Annotated in this window: 11 protein-coding genes and 1 tRNA gene; 7 read left to right on the top strand and 5 right to left on the bottom strand. The window is 68.5% G+C overall.

Going from position 1 to position 14,687, the window contains the following annotated elements:
- The first annotated feature begins 197 nt into the window (after positions 1–197).
- From AB0C28_RS12575 to AB0C28_RS12585, 3 genes are all read left to right on the top strand, one after another.
- Complete coding sequence (locus AB0C28_RS12575; RefSeq protein WP_358074106.1) at positions 198–4,115, top strand: hypothetical protein; 3,918 nt, start codon at positions 198–200, stop codon at positions 4,113–4,115.
- Between the two features lie 175 nt (positions 4,116–4,290).
- A complete protein-coding gene (locus AB0C28_RS12580) occupies positions 4,291–5,742 on the top strand; it encodes a glycoside hydrolase family 28 protein (protein WP_358074109.1) in 1,452 nt (483 codons plus the stop codon).
- A gap of 133 nt (positions 5,743–5,875) precedes the next feature.
- Positions 5,876–6,517 (top strand): 1,4-alpha-glucan branching protein, encoded by a 642-nt coding sequence (locus tag AB0C28_RS12585; RefSeq protein WP_358074112.1) that lies wholly within the window; start codon positions 5,876–5,878, stop codon positions 6,515–6,517.
- A 65-nt stretch (positions 6,518–6,582) separates the two neighbouring features.
- Here AB0C28_RS12585 and AB0C28_RS12590 read toward each other — a convergent pair whose 3' ends face one another.
- On the bottom strand, positions 6,583–6,921 hold the full coding sequence (locus tag AB0C28_RS12590) for a DUF5997 family protein (RefSeq protein ID WP_358074115.1): 339 nt from the start codon (positions 6,919–6,921) through the stop codon (positions 6,583–6,585).
- Between the two features lie 87 nt (positions 6,922–7,008).
- Between AB0C28_RS12590 and AB0C28_RS12595 the strand changes: the two genes are divergently transcribed.
- The gene (locus AB0C28_RS12595) at positions 7,009–7,731 is read left to right on the top strand and encodes a LysR family substrate-binding domain-containing protein (protein WP_357843722.1); all 723 of its coding nucleotides are present in this window, start codon (positions 7,009–7,011) and stop codon (positions 7,729–7,731) included.
- 60 nt (positions 7,732–7,791) lie between these two features.
- Here the strand turns inward: AB0C28_RS12595 and AB0C28_RS12600 are convergent, their stop codons facing one another.
- Entirely contained in the window at positions 7,792–8,220 is a 429-nt protein-coding gene (locus tag AB0C28_RS12600) for a hypothetical protein (RefSeq protein WP_358074118.1), read from the bottom strand.
- A gap of 319 nt (positions 8,221–8,539) precedes the next feature.
- Between AB0C28_RS12600 and AB0C28_RS12605 the strand changes: the two genes are divergently transcribed.
- The 3 genes from AB0C28_RS12605 (at position 8,540) to AB0C28_RS12615 (ending at position 12,595) form a co-directional block, all read left to right on the top strand.
- Positions 8,540–9,772: an ATP-binding protein gene (locus AB0C28_RS12605; protein WP_358074121.1), complete on the top strand. Its 1,233-nt coding sequence runs from the start codon at positions 8,540–8,542 to the stop codon at positions 9,770–9,772.
- Positions 9,773–11,333: 1,561 nt separating this feature from the next.
- Positions 11,334–11,879: a GNAT family N-acetyltransferase gene (locus tag AB0C28_RS12610; protein ID WP_358074124.1), complete on the top strand. Its 546-nt coding sequence runs from the start codon at positions 11,334–11,336 to the stop codon at positions 11,877–11,879.
- 155 nt (positions 11,880–12,034) lie between these two features.
- Complete coding sequence (locus tag AB0C28_RS12615; RefSeq protein ID WP_358074127.1) at positions 12,035–12,595, top strand: hypothetical protein; 561 nt, start codon at positions 12,035–12,037, stop codon at positions 12,593–12,595.
- Here AB0C28_RS12615 and AB0C28_RS12620 read toward each other — a convergent pair.
- The 3 genes from AB0C28_RS12620 to AB0C28_RS12630 all read right to left on the bottom strand — a co-directional run bounded on the left by AB0C28_RS12620 (position 12,592) and on the right by AB0C28_RS12630 (position 14,353).
- On the bottom strand, positions 12,592–12,723 hold the full coding sequence (locus AB0C28_RS12620) for a hypothetical protein (protein WP_358074130.1): 132 nt from the start codon (positions 12,721–12,723) through the stop codon (positions 12,592–12,594). The genes AB0C28_RS12615 and AB0C28_RS12620 overlap by 4 nt on opposite strands.
- A gap of 599 nt (positions 12,724–13,322) precedes the next feature.
- Positions 13,323–13,394 (bottom strand) — tRNA-Val (locus tag AB0C28_RS12625).
- A gap of 17 nt (positions 13,395–13,411) precedes the next feature.
- On the bottom strand, positions 13,412–14,353 hold the full coding sequence (locus tag AB0C28_RS12630; RefSeq protein WP_358074423.1) for an ROK family protein: 942 nt from the start codon (positions 14,351–14,353) through the stop codon (positions 13,412–13,414).
- Positions 14,354–14,687: the final 334 nt, after the last annotated feature.

The following is a 14,687-nucleotide window of genomic DNA, read 5'->3' on the forward strand; positions in this document are numbered from 1 at the left end:
CAGCCCCTCAGAACGGTGGTCGTGCGGCGGATCAGCCCGATCATGACAAGCCCTAGAATTGTCCGAAATGCCTGCTGGTCAGGGCCGGACAATTCAATAGCGCAGGTCAGGCGATCGACGCGGGTCATCCACCGCGAGCGCCATGGTGATCGGCTCTGAACGCGGACAGGTCAGTCGAGAAGACAGGGTCGTGGAGCATGAACGCCGAACGACGGGCCGGCCGGCCCGAGAAGACGATCGATCCCAGCGCCGGGCCGATGGAGCGCTTCGCCTGGGAATTACGGCGATTACGGGAAGAGGCTGGTTCGCCCAGCTATCGGAGTCTGGCCAAGCAGGCCCACTACTCCGCCAGCACGCTCGCCGAGGCGGCACAGGGCCGGCGGCTGCCCGGCCTGGAGCTGGCCCTGGCCTACGTCGAGGCGTGCGGCGGCGACCGCGCCGAGTGGACGGCGCGCTGGCAGGCCACCGCCGAGCTGGTGGCCGCGGCCGCGGTGCCGCCGGCGGGCGAGGAGTGCCCGTACCCGGGGCTCGCGGCCTTCCAGGAGCGGGACGCGGGCTGGTTCTTCGGGCGCGGCGAACTCGTGGCCCGGCTCACCCGGCAGGTCACGGGTGAGGCCGGGTCCGGGCTGACCGCGGTGTTCGGGGCGTCGGGGAGCGGGAAGTCGTCCCTGATCAGGGCTGGTCTGCTGCCCGCGCTGCCGCCTGACTGGCGTGCTGTCGTGCTCACGCCCGGTGAGCATCCCCTGGCCGAGCTGGCCAGCGCCGTCGCGCCGCTGACCGGCACGGACGCGGCGACGCTCGCCAAGCGGCTCGCCGAAGCTCCCCAGGAGCTCGAACCACTCTGGCCCGGTGACGGTTTCGGGGGCGGCTCTGGGAACGGATCAGGGGACGACCCTGGGAATGGCCCTTCTGACGGCCCTTCTGACGGCTCTGCGCACGGCTCTGCGGACGGTCCTTCTGGCGGTCTCGCTGATGGTTTTGCCGGGGATGCACGTCTGTTGCTGGTCATCGACCAGTTCGAGGAGGCGTTCACGCTCTGCGCGGACGTCGCCGAGCGCGGGGCGTTCATCCGCGCCGTCGTCCGCGCGGCCCGCACAGGCCCCCGAGTGGTCATCGCCGTCCGGGCCGACTTCTACGCGCACTGCTCCAGCGACCCCGAGCTCGTCGCCGCGCTGCGTGAGGGGACGCAGGTGCCGATCGGCGCGCCCGGCGAGGCCGAGCTGCGCGACATCATCACGGGCCCCGCCGCCAAGGCCGGCCTCACCGTGGACGCAGACCTGGTCACCACGCTGATCGCGGACGCCGCCGGCCGGCCGGGCGCGCTGCCCCTGCTGTCCCACGCGCTGCGCGAGACCTGGCGCCGCCGCCAGGGACCGGCCCTGCGTCTGGCCGACTACCAGGCCGGCGGTGGGGTGCACGGCAGCATCACACAGGCCGCGGAGGCGATCTATCTGGGCGGCGACGCCGTCCGCCGGCGGATGATGCGCACGATCTTCCTCCGCCTGACCGCGCTCGGCGAGGGCACCGAGGACACCAGGCGCCGCATCGCCCGTACCGAGCTGAGCGGCGTCGGACCGCCGTCCGATCTGGACGTCCTGCTGGAGGAGCTGGCCCGCGCCCGCCTGATCGTCCTGGACCGGGACACGGTGGAGGTGGCGCACGAGGCGGTGATCTCCGCCTGGCCCCGATTACGGGACTGGCTGCTGGACGGCCGCGCCGACCTGCGCCTGCATCGCGACCTGACCAGGGCCGCGGCCACCTGGCAGGAGCTCGGGCGCGACCGCGGCGCGCTGATGCGCGGCGGCCGGCTCGCCGCCGTGCGCAGCTGGGCCGACCGGCGGCCGGAGGACCTCAACGAGCTGGAGACCGACTACCTCACCGCCAGCACCGCGGCCGACCGCAGGCGCGGGCGGCTGGCCCGGCTGCTCGTCACGACCATGGCCGTGCTCCTCGCGGTCGCCGTCGCCGCCGCGACGACCGCCCTGCGCGCCCAGGACTCGGTCAGGGATCAGCGGGACGTCGCCCTGTCGGAGAAGGTCGCGGGCGAGGCCGCCGCCCTGCGGAAGGTGGATCCGGCGCTGGCCGCGCAGCTCAGCCTGGCCGCCTACCGCCTGGCGCCGACCGTGGCCGCCCGGAGCAGCCTGATGAGCGGATTCTCCGCCCCCTTCGCCACGAGGACGGCGATGAACGTCAACGCCTTCGCCTTCACCGGGCGCACGATGGCGACCGGCGGCGACGACCGGGTCATCAGGCTGTGGGACGTGAGCGCCCCGCACCGGCCCGTCCTGCTCACCGCTCTGGCCGGCCAGCCCGAGGACGTCGAGTCGATCGCGTTCACCGCCGGAGGCCGGATCATGGTGACCGGGACCTACGACGGCGGGGTGCGGCTGTGGAACCTGGCCGACCCGCGCCGTCCCGCCCTGTTCGCCGCGTTCAAGGCCCACGACGAGGCGGTCTTCCGCGCGATGCCGACCAGGGACGCGCGCACGATCCACACGGTGAGCGCCGACGGGACCGTACGCGTCTGGGACGTGTCGCAGCCCGCCAGGCCGGTCCGGCTGGCCGAGCTCACCGGTCACAAGGCGGGCATCTTCACCGCTGCGCTCAGCTCCGACGACCGTACCCTCGTCACCGGCGACTCCGACGGCAGGACCAGGGTCTGGGACGTCGCGGACCCGCGTCACCCCGCCCCGCTGGCCTGGCTGCCCACGCGGGAGGGCCAGGTCACCGGCGTGGCGCTGGCCCCGGACGGGCGCACGCTCGCCGTGTCCGGCTACGACCACATGACCGCGCTGTGGGACCTCACCGACCGCGACGACCCGAAGGCCCTGACCGAGCTCGCCGGGCACGCCGCGCCCGTCCAGGCGGTGGCGTTCAGCCCGGACGGGCGGACGGTGGCCAGCGGCGGCTGGGACTACACGGTGCGCCTGTGGGACGTCTCCGACCTGCGGCGCCCCCAGCCGTACAGCACGCTCTCGGGGCACACGAACACCATCTGGGGGCTCGCCTTCAGCCCGGACGGGAGCTACCTCACCTCGTCGGCCGCGGATGACATCGTGCTGGTGACGGACGTGCCAGGGCCCGTCCTGTCGGGGCACGGAGGCGCGCTGTCGACCGCCGACCTCAGCCCTGACGGGCGCACGGCCGTGGTCGGCAGCGAGGACTTCTCCGCCCGGCTGTGGAACGTGAGCGACCCCGGCCGTCCCGCGCCGCTGGCCCCGCTGCCCGGCCACACCGGCCAGGTCAAGGCGGTCGCGTTCAGCCACTCGGGCCGGCTGGTCGCCACCGGAGGCATCGACACCCGGGTGGACCTGTGGGACGTCGCGGACCCTTCTCATCCCGTCCTCCTCGACCGTTTCGAGACCGGCGGCGACATACGGGGGCTGGCGTTCCTGCGGGGGGACGCGCTGCTGGCGACCGGCGGCGGCAGCACGCTCGGGGTCGAGCTGTGGCACGTGTCGGACCCGCGGCACGTGCGGCCGGCCGGCACCCTGAAGGAGAACATGGGGGCGCTGGCCATCTCCGCCAGTCCGAGCGGGCCGCTGCTCGCGGTGGTCCAGGACCGTGACGTGCACCTGTGGAGCCTGGCCGATCCGAAGGCTCCGGCGCGGGTGGCGGCCTTCGCGGCGCAGCCGTACACGGTGCAGCGGGCGGTCTTCAGCCAGGACGGGCGGTGGCTGGCGACGGCCGGGCTCGACGGCACCGCTCGATTGTGGGACGTCGCCACGCCCGCGCGCCCCCGCCACCTAGGCACAATGTCCGGACATGTCGGAGGTGTCCAGTCGGTCGCGCTCAGCCCCGACCGGCGCGCGCTCGCGACGGCCGGCATGGACGGGACGGTCCGGCTGTGGGACGTGCCCGGCACGGGGCGGCCTTCGCTGCGAGCGGTGCTGTCCGGGCACGGGGACCGGGTGCACGCGGTCACGTTCGGGCCCGGCGGGCGCACCCTGCTCACGGCCGGCGAGGATCGTACGGCGCGGTTGTGGCCGACGGATCCTGAGCGGGTGGCGGCGCAGGTGTGCGCGCTCGCCCATCCTCGGGTCACCACTGCCGAGTGGGCGCGGTTCCTTCCTGGGATCGACTATCGGCTGCCGTGCGGGGCGCCCGCTTCCTGACGCCCGGATCTTGCTGAGCTCAGGGCCCTCCTGAGCTCAGGCCCCTTCCCGGTAATCCTGCAACCGGTTGCTAGCCGTTTTGGGCCGCTTCCTGGGCGGATGTCCGGCATACGCCTAGATCACTGCAACTGGTTGGCTTATGCTCCGGGTGTTCCGAGCCGGTAGGGAGCCACCCGTGTCCGACCCCGCCACGCCAGACCCGCCTCCATTCCGGGCACCCGGGATCAACCGCCGCGACGCCATGCGCACCATGGCCGCCTCCGCCCTCGCCACCCCGATCCTCCTCACGGAAGCCGCACCAGCCGCCACCCCCGACCCCTGGGCCCGCGCCAACCGGATAGCCGCCCGCGTACGAGGCCCGAAATTCCCCCGGCGCCGCTTCGACATCAGGAACTACGGCGCCGTCGGGGACGGGGTGACGGACTGCACGGCGGCCATCCGTACCGCGATCAGAGCCTGCAACCAGGCCGGCGGCGGCCACGTGGACGTGCCGGAGGGACGCTTCCTCACCGGCGCCGTCCACCTGCTGAGCAACGTGGACCTGCACGTCACCGCCGGGGCCACGCTGCTGTTCAGCACCGACCCGAAGGCGTACCTGCCGCTGGTCCTGACCAGGTTCGAGGGCGTCGAGCTGCTCAACTACTCCCCGCTGATCTACGCCTACGGCCGCACCAACGTCGCGGTGACCGGGTCGGGCGTGCTCGACGGGCAGGCCGGCGACGACCACTGGTGGCCGTGGAAGGGTTCAGGCGACTACGGCTGGGAGCCGGGCGAGCCACGCCAGGCGGAGGCGAGGGCGGCACTGTTCGCCCAGGCCGAGCAGGGGGTGCCGGTCGCGCGGCGGACGTACGGGGAGGGCGGCTACCTGCGCCCGTCGTTCATCCAGCCCTACCGCTGCCGGAACGTGCTCATCGACGGCGTCACGATCGTCAACTCGCCGATGTGGGAGATCCATCCCACCCTGTCGGAGAACATCCTGGTACGGAACGTCACGGTCTCCAGCCACGGCCCCAACAACGACGGCTGCAACCCCGAGTCCAGCCGGATGGTCGTCGTCCGCGGCTGCACGTTCGACACCGGCGACGACTGCATCGCGATCAAGTCGGGCCGCAACGCCGACGGCCGCCGGGTGAACGTGCCCAGCGAGCACATCCTGGTCGAGAACTGCACCTTCCGCGACGGGCACGGCGGAATGACGATCGGCAGCGAGATGTCCGGCGGCGTACGCGAGGTGTTCATCAGGGACTGCGCGATGTCCAGCCCCAATCTCGACATCGCGCTGCGCTTCAAGACGAACTCAGTGCGCGGCGGCTTCGTCGAGGGCTTCCACGCCAGGGACCTCGAGATCGGCGAGGTCGGCGGCTCGGTCATCGACATCAACTTCTACTACGAGGAGGGGCCGGGGCACGGGTTCAACCCGGTGGTGGGCGGTATCGACGTGCGGAACGTGACCGTACGGACCGCCAGACGCGCGCTCAACCTGCGCGGGTACGCCGACGCGCCGATCCGCGGCATCACCCTGACCGACGTGGACTTCGGCACCGTCGCCACCGCGAACGTCATCGAGCACGTCGAGAACCTCGTACTCAGAAACGTCACCGCCAACGGCGCCCCCGTCACGGTCTGACACACCCGCCGCCGTCACGACCCGACGCGCGCCCCTCGTCACGCCCTGACATCCGCCCCCGTCACCGCCTGCCCCCCTCCGCCATCCGTACAATCCGGAAGTCCCTGGCCGCACGACGAAAGAGACCTCCGGCATGGCCGTCATCCACCACACCACCCTCACACCGACCAAGCTGGAACTGCTCACCGCCTGGCTCCCCACCCGGCCGTGGTACCGCGGCGGCCAGGCCGGACCCGACCTGGCCAAAGCGGGCGGCTTCCGGCTGGACGACCCCGAGGGCGCGGTCGGCATCGAGTTCATGGTGGTCAACGACAACTCGGGCGGGCGGGCGACGGCGTACCTGGTGCCGCTCACGTACCGAGGGGCTCCACTCGACGACGCCGGCCACGCACTCATCGGCACCGCCGAGCACGGGGTGCTGGGCCGGCGCTGGATCTACGACGGGTGCCACGACCCCGTACTGATCGCCGAACTGACGGCTCTGATCGAAGGCCACGTCCAGCCCCAAGACCAGAACACCACCGACACCCCCGACCCGCACGTAACCCGCTCCTACACCGCCACCTCGGCAGAAGCTCCAGCAATCGGCACCACGGACGACGCGGAGGGCACCGTCCTACCCGGCCCGCCCGGCACAACCCTCCGCCTGCACCGCGTCCTCCACGAGGCCGCACCTCTCCCACCGGAGGCAACCGGCCACGTCACCGGCGTCTGGTCGAAGCCGGACGGCACCCAGTCCCACGGCCCGTTCCTCACCGTGCACCCACACAACTGAGCCACCACGGCACCGCCGGCGGGCGGCTCGGCGATCGGCCCCGTGCTCCACACCGTGGATCAGATCTAGCGCTGCTTGAGCCGGGCCGCCTCCTTACGCGCCTCGGCCTGAATGGTCCGCTCGCGCTCCAGCCACTCCGGATTCTCCGCCTTCAACTGCTCAATCTCCGCAGTGGTGAGCGGTTCGGTGATCCCGCCCCTGGCCAGTCCGGAGATGGAGACACCCAGCTTCGCGGCGACGACCTGCTTGGGATGCGGACCGTTACGGCGCAGGTCGGCGAGCCAGGCGGGAGGCGCCGACTGCAACGCGTTCAGCTCGTCCCTGGAGACAAGACCCGCCTGGAACTCGGCGGGAGTGGCGGCGAGCAGCACCCCCAGCTTCTTGGCCGCGGTCTCGGGCTTCATCGTCTGAACGGTCTTAGACTTGGACGAGGTCATGGCGTCGAGGGTAGCCAGTCAGAACAGGTTTCATGACATCGATACCCTGAGCCCATGACTGATGGGGAAACCGGCACCGAGTTCCGGCTGGCCTACGCACCCGGGGTGACCCCCGCGAAATGGGTCAACACCTGGACCGAACGCATACCCGACATCCCCATCACCCTCACCTCGGCCCCAGCCGCCGACCTGGTGCCTCTCCTACGCGATGGCTCCGCCGACGCCGCCTTCGTCCGGCTCCCGATCGACCGCGACGGCCTGAGCGTCATCCCCCTCTACATGGAGACCACGGTCGTCGTCATCCCCAAGGACCACGCGATAGCCGCCGTAGACGAGCTCATCCTCGCCGACCTGGCCGACGAGGACCTGTTCCACCCCCTGGACGACACCCTCGACTGGCCGTCCGTCCCCGGCCAACCGGCCTTCACCCGCCCACCCACCACGGCCAACGCCATCGAACTGGTGGCCTCCGGCACCGGCCTCCTCCTGGTCCCGCAATCCCTGGCCCGCCTCCACCACCGCCGCGACCTCACATACCGCCCGGTCCAGGACGCCCCCCAATCCCAGATAGCCCTGGCCTGGCCTGCGGAAGCCACCACCGACCAGGTAGAGGACTTCATCGGCATAGTCCGCGGCCGCACCCCGAACAGCTCCCGAGGCCGCACCCAACCCACCCCCACCAAGAAAACCCCCAAACCCCAACAATCCACCCGCAAGCCCACCCCCCGCCGCACCCCACCCCCACGCCACAACCGCAAGGGCCGCCAGGGCCGCTAATCCGCTCGCATCCGGCTCCCGACACGTACGGCAGGTGGAAGGGGCGGAACCGGCCTCCCCTCAGTAGCAGCGCCAGTCCCAGTCCCAGTTGTGGGAGTCGTACGCCTCGACGATGACCCGGCGCCCACCAGCAGAGTTCACCTCTCCGAAATACACCGAGATCATCGCCTTCTGCTCGACCCCAGCAATCGTGGCACCGTCATAGTGACGGCGTACCTCCTCCGGCGAGAGCGAGGTCTCCAGCGTGATACGAACCCGATAGTCGCAATAGGAGCCACTGCCTCCCACAAAATTCTTCCCAAAGGTCACATCGCGATCCTGAAGAAACGCTTCCCGGCTACCCGGCGGAAGCGGGTAGGCGGCCACACGCTCATAAAAAGCCTCCAGTCGGGCGTCATCACGCCACACCGGATTCATGACCAGCACAAACAACCCGGCCAGCGGAATGACCACACACGCGGCCACAACCACCCACACGACCCGCACCACGCCTCCCGCGACGTCCGTACGCTCACATCGGGTGCCCGTCTATCGGATCACCGCCACGACCGACACCTCGTACCGATGAACACCCTGATCGGCCGCAAGTCCCACGGCTTCGCCAACTCCCTCGATCCCACCTCCCTGCGACCGCACATGACGGCTCGGGCGGCGGCAGAACGCCCGCACGAGGAGCGGCAGAACGCTCACAGAGAAACCGGCAGAACGCTCACGAGACTAGCGGCAGAACGCTCATGCACGTCCTCCACCTGCGATAATCTAAGGGATCATGACGCACACCGACCTGTACCCGCGACGGAGCCAAGCCATGGCCATCGAAGCGCTGTCAGACACTCGCGTGGTGGTCGTGAACGGTGCTCGGCAGGTCGGCAAGAGCACGTTGGCGGGTCTGATCGCCGACCAGACGAGTGGCGCTCGTCAGCTCTATCTGGACGATCCGGCGACCTTGTCGGCAGCCGGGGATGATCCGGTCGCCTTCGTCCGGCACGACGGACTCCTGCTGATCGACGAGATCCAGCGCGCTCCTCAACTTCTCCTGCCGATCAAGCATGAGGTCGACCGGGACCCACGTGCGGGCCGTTATCTCCTCACCGGTTCCGCGCGCCTGTTGGGACTACGCGATCTCCCCGATGCCTTGCCCGGCCGAACGGAGACCATCGAGATATGGCCACTGTCGCAAGGGGAGATTGACGATGCCCCCGACGGCTTCGTGGATCATGTCTTCACGCACGATCTCGACGCCGCTATGCGCCCCTGTGCCCTCCGTAAGCATGACTACGTCGACAGAGCGCTGCGGGGCGGCTATCCGGAAGCCGTTCGACGGGACCCGGGGCGTCGACGCAACAGGTTCTTCGATTCGTACATCACTGACCTGGTGACCCGGGACGTGCGTCAGATCTCCGATATCGAGCGCCCAGCCGAAATGCGCAGGCTGCTGAGCGTCATCGCCGCCCGCATGGGCGGATTGGCAGTGGTCCAATCAATCGCCGGCGCCGTCGGACTTCATCGGGCGACCCTCACACGCTACCTTGACCTCCTTGAATTGGTATTCGTCATCAAGCGAATACCTGCGTGGTCCTCCAATCTCACCCGCCGCGCCATCTCCACTCCCAAATTGATCGTCACGGACAGCGGTCTGGGCGGCCGCCTGATCGGCATGTCATCCGAACGCGCCAGGGATGTCACAGCCCCCGTCGGCCCTTTGCTCGAGAATTTCGCAACCGGCGAGATAGCACGCCAGCTCACCTGGGCCGGCGAGCCCGTCCAACTGTTCCACTACCGAGACCGCGACCAGGTCGAGGTGGACATCGTCCTGGAACACGCGTCCGGCGAAGTGGTCGGAGTGGAGATCAAGGCCGCGGAAACCGTGCGTAGCGACGACTTCCGCGGCCTGCGCCACCTGGCGAACCGGCTCGGAGCAAGATTTCGCGCCGGCATCGTGCTTTACACCGGAGAACAGGCACTGCCCTTCGGCGAAAAACTGCGCGCCCTTCCCATGGCGGCGTTGTGGACGCTCGGGGCCACCACCGGAGACACGTAGAGATCGGACGCGCCCGCCCCTCCGATCATCTTGCGATCCGCTATCGCTTCTCAGCCCGGTAGCGTTTGAGGAGCGTCGTGATTCTGTCGTGGTCACGTGCGCCGTTCAGCTCCTCGAGCAGGCTGTCCGGACATAACTCGTAGAGATCGCCCCACCAGCGGCGCGCCTTGTTGTCCCAGATCCGATATCCACCGGAAACACCCCTGGCGACGTAGCGTCTTCTGCCCATAGTCCGGCACCGTGCCAGCTACCAGTGCAAAGAGCAAGAACGAAGATCAGCCGCGCTGCTCAGTGGGCCGGAGCAAGAAACGACGCCTTGAACCTGTGACCGCTCTTGACCACGTTCGATCGGCCGACCACACCGTGTCGCCCATAGGACCGCGGCAATGCGACGACGTGCCAACCCCTGACCGGCGTGTTGGCTCCGCGCACCAGTACGAGCGTGCGACGCTCCCGCCCGGCGCCCAACCCAATACCGAAACCGCCCTTTCGAACCACACGGCCAAACAGCGGGCGCACGCGGGCAGTAGCTTAGGCTCCTCCCACGGGCATAATCGGCATACTGTCCGCACGGTGATCCCGCCTCCCACGTCGGCTCAAGGCACGCCGACCCTCGACGGCGCGGCCCACCGGACGCCAAGCGGCACGCTCATGGCGCGACGACGCTGGTTCAGGAGATGCGCATGAACGAAGAGGACAGGACGGTGTTCACGCTTCTCCGCGGACGTCGACCCATCGCCGAGTTGGTGGTCGTCGATGACTACTTCCCCCGTACCTACTGCGAAATCCGCGCCCTTCCCGGCTTCGAAGAGGTCCGCCCCATCTTGGAGAAGGCTTGGGAGATGGTCGGGAGCCAAGCGATAATCCGACCACTCCTCCACATATCGCGCGCGCGATTACTGCGATTACGCTTGCAGCCCAGCTATGGCGGCCCCCTGATCAAGCGAGTCATGTTGATCCTCGACGGCGATCGAGCCACACTGCGGTACAGCTACGGACGCTTGGGCGCTTGGCGTCTTCGGCGCTGGCGAAAGCACGTAGACCGCGAGTGAACAAGCGACAGCAACCGCGTTCGTTTTTGATCATCGCACGCATATTGCACGGGCTGACAGGTCAGTTCTGTGGACAACATTCCGGTGGGCACGCGAGGCCACCGCCATACGAGCCACGAGATCGCTCGTCGTCACTCAATACGCAGTACGGGCACTGCCCCAGCGCAGGAGCCCAGACATACTGGTGCTCTGGACGATTGGGGCACTGCTGCACGACGCGATGCGTGACTCCAACAGGCTCAGGCGCCAACGGATCCATACAAAAAGATTAATAAAACGGCGGTTCGATTAACAGCCACCTTGACCAGGCACGCCGAATGTCGGACGCTTCCCCACCTTGGTCAATGCCTGACCGACCAGCACTACACCGGGATGCGTCCGTGGCGCTGAGGTCGACGAGGTCCCCTTGACGAAACGGCGTGGCGCGTCAGACCCTCACCAGAAACCTGAAGGCGAACCGGGTCGGAGACCCTTGTCATGCCGCCCACTCTCGTGGGCATCATGGCGCCATGCCGGAGTTCATCAATCCGAGCGGCACATTGCTGACGTCGTTCCTGGCCGCGGTGGCCGAGTTTCGTGCCGACCATGATTATCCGGTCCCCTGGTTCGTCGACGACGTCGACCCGAAGGCTCTGGTGGACCCGGCGGCCTTCGAGGCGTACACCGCGCGCGTCGTCGCCGAGCGGACGTCATCGGGCACCCGCCCCGGATTCGTGCCGATGACCACCCTGTGGTGGATCGACGGCGAACGATTCCTGGGAAGACTGGCCATCCGTCACCGGCTCACTCCGGCGCTGGAACAGTCCGGCGGCCACATCGGCTATGACGTCCGCCCCAGCGCACGCCGCCAGGGCCACGCGACGGCCATGCTCGCCGCGGCGCTGCCGATCGCCCGGTCCCTGGGCATCTCCGAGGCTTTGGTCATGTGTGACAGGACCAACATCGCCTCGCAACGAGTCATCGAAGCCAACGGCGGCCAATTGCTGAACGTCACCGAGCAGAAGCGTCGCTACTGGGTTCCGACCACGAGGTTCGATCCTCACCATCCCAACTAAGGGCGCGGGGTTCGGCTGTGAGTTGTTCGCGCTTCCCGACCCACGAATGTACCCGTCCAGATACTCACCGTCATGGCGTGTGGGCGCAGAATAGGGCTCGCGCGGAACGCATCGGGGGCCAAGGACTGCGCCGCGCATGATGAGGGGGTACACAGATGAGCGATGCCGAAGTCGCACAAGAAGTGCTGGGCACCTATAAAGCGTTACAGGTCGCCAATCCCATCGGCAAGCCGCCGGACCCGGAGAAAGTAGAAGCCGCGAGAAAGCTCGAGACGAAGATCGCGTTCCGCCAGCCCTCGGACGATCACACCCTGGCCCCGGCCGTGGCGATGAAATGGAAGGAAAGCCCTGAGTACTGGGTCACCGGCGGTGAGATCGTCGCACAGAACCTGAACCGGACGCTGACGTGCATCCTGTTCGCCCACCTGTGCGTCTACGCGCTCAAAAAGGGCGCGCCGAAGTTCACCGTTCCCATCGAGGTCGTCGAACTGAAGAAGGGCGGGTTCGACAACCACTACATTCTCGTCGCCGGCCGGACGACCGGCGCCCTCGGCGACAAGCTCTCCGAATGGAACCAGGACGCCTTCATCATCGACCTTTGGGGCCATAACCAGAATCGCGGCAAGCTGGTGGCCCAGCCTCCCGCCATCATCGTGAGCGACATGGAGGACGCTTCACGTAAGACTGTCGCCACCATTCCAGCCTGGGGCGTCTAGACCCGGGGATCGTCCAGCAGGCGGAATCCGTCAGCGTCGTCCTCCTCCAACCGCTCAACGCTGAAGCGCCGGCCACGCAGTTCGCTGGCGGACAGGCCGGCCTGCTGGGCGATCCGAGCCGCGGGCACATGCGGGCACATTCAGCGGCGCCGTGGCCGGGTGCAACGGTGTGACGAGCTCGCCGACATCGCCGACGACGGTTGATACCGCAATGGTGCCGGTCGTAGTAGATCTCGAACTCGACGATGATTGATAAGGAGGGTGGGATCACGGGATTCTGATGCTCCGAGACGTATCCGGGAGCGGTTCCATACCCACCCTCCCTGAGTTGCGGGCACGAAGGCTCTCAGACCAACTCCAACAACCCAGAGTTTAGATCTTGTGGTTTCGGCGCCACAAGGGATGCACCCTGGCCTGCCTGTATGCCGCCGTCCCACCCACAGGCCGGCGAGCCGGCCGCGGGGCTGCCCCGGCCGCCATCCGGAAGCGATCAGCCCTACGCTGCGCGACTACCTGGCCAGGCCACCGAACCCGAGACGTACGCGCTGATCTACCGGCACAGCACGCCGGAGGCAGATGGCAAGATCGCTGACGCCGTGGAAAGCGAGATCGCAAAGCCCCGACGCTCAAGCCGAAGAGGTCGCCCAAGATCGCCCGCGTCGGCTGATGGCACGTTGACGGCACGAAGCCCCGTTTCCATGATCGGAGACGGGGCTGATGTCGCAGGTGGGCGGTACTGGGTTCGAACCAGTGACCCCTCGCTTGTAAGGCGAGTGCTCTACCGCTGAGCTAACCGCCCCTGATCGGCACTACACCTTACGACACCAACGGCCCCGGTCGCACATCCACCGCCCACCCGGGCCCCAGTTCAGGCCGGCCCGCCGCGCGCCAGCCCAGCAGGGACGCTCCCAGCATGCCGGCGTCCACCCCGAGGGCGGCGGGGATCAGCGGGGGTGCGTCGCGGAAGGCGAGGCGTTTGATGAGGCGGGTGCGCACCGGGTCGAAGAGGGCCGGTCCGGCTTCGGCGAGGCCGCCGCCCAGGACGATGACGGACGGGTCCAGCAGCAGTGTGTACGTGGCCAGCGCCAGCGACAGGGCCTCCACGGCCTCGTCCCAGACCTCTATGGCGATCGGGTCGTCCGAGGAGACCACCTCTTCGGCCTTCACGCCCTCCAGCCCGGCTCGCTGGCTGTAGCGGCGGCCGACCGAGGCCGCGGACGCGTACGTCTCCAGGCAGCCGAACTGGCCGCACGCGCACTCTTCACCGTCCGGGAAGACCGGCGTGTGGCCGATTTCGCCGGCCCAGCCCGAGGAGCCGCCGTACGGTTCGCCGTTGATGATCGTGGCGCCGGCGATGCCCGTGCCGATGGGCAGGAAGAGGAAGTCGGACAGGCCGCGGCCCGCGCCGAGGATGCTTTCCGCGAGTCCGCCGGTGCGTACGTCGTGGCCGAGCATCACCGGGATGTCCAGGGCGGTGAAGTCGGTGGCGGGGACGTCGCGCCAGCCCAGGTTGGCCGCATAGAGAGCGGCGTTCTCCGACACCAGGCCGGGCACGGCGAGCCCGACTCCGGCGGGGATGCCGTCACCCGAGTCGGCGAGGTGGCCGATGAAGTCGGAGATGGCGGTGACGACCGCCTCAGGGCCCTCCGTCCGGGGGGTGGGGCGCCGCTCGCTCAGCAGCACCGCGCCGGACTCGCTGACCAGGCCGCCCTTCATGGACGTGCCACCGACGTCGAGCGCGACGACGAACGAACTCATTGCGGACACGGAAGGAGACGATAGCGCAGCTCAGTAAATGTCCGTCCCAATAGGCTCACGTCCCGAGTAACCGCTTGTGCGTGGATCCCGAGGGTGCAGGCAAGTACACGGGGATCTTGAAAGTGCACGCATGCACGTGGATTCCGAGGGTTCGTGCTTGTGCGTGGATCCCAGTTGGTGCTTGTGCGTGGATCCCAAGGGTGGACGCATGTACGTGGGTTCCGACGGTGCGCGCTTCGCGTGGATCCCAAGGGTGAGCGCATGTGGCTGGGTCCCATGGTGCCCGCCGTCGCCGGTGGACCCGTCCCATGCGTGTACGTCCCTCAGTCGCCCT

Source organism: Nonomuraea sp. NPDC048892 (genome assembly GCF_040649735.1).
In the GTDB taxonomy this organism is placed as follows: Bacteria; Actinomycetota; Actinomycetes; order Streptosporangiales; family Streptosporangiaceae; genus Nonomuraea; species Nonomuraea maheshkhaliensis.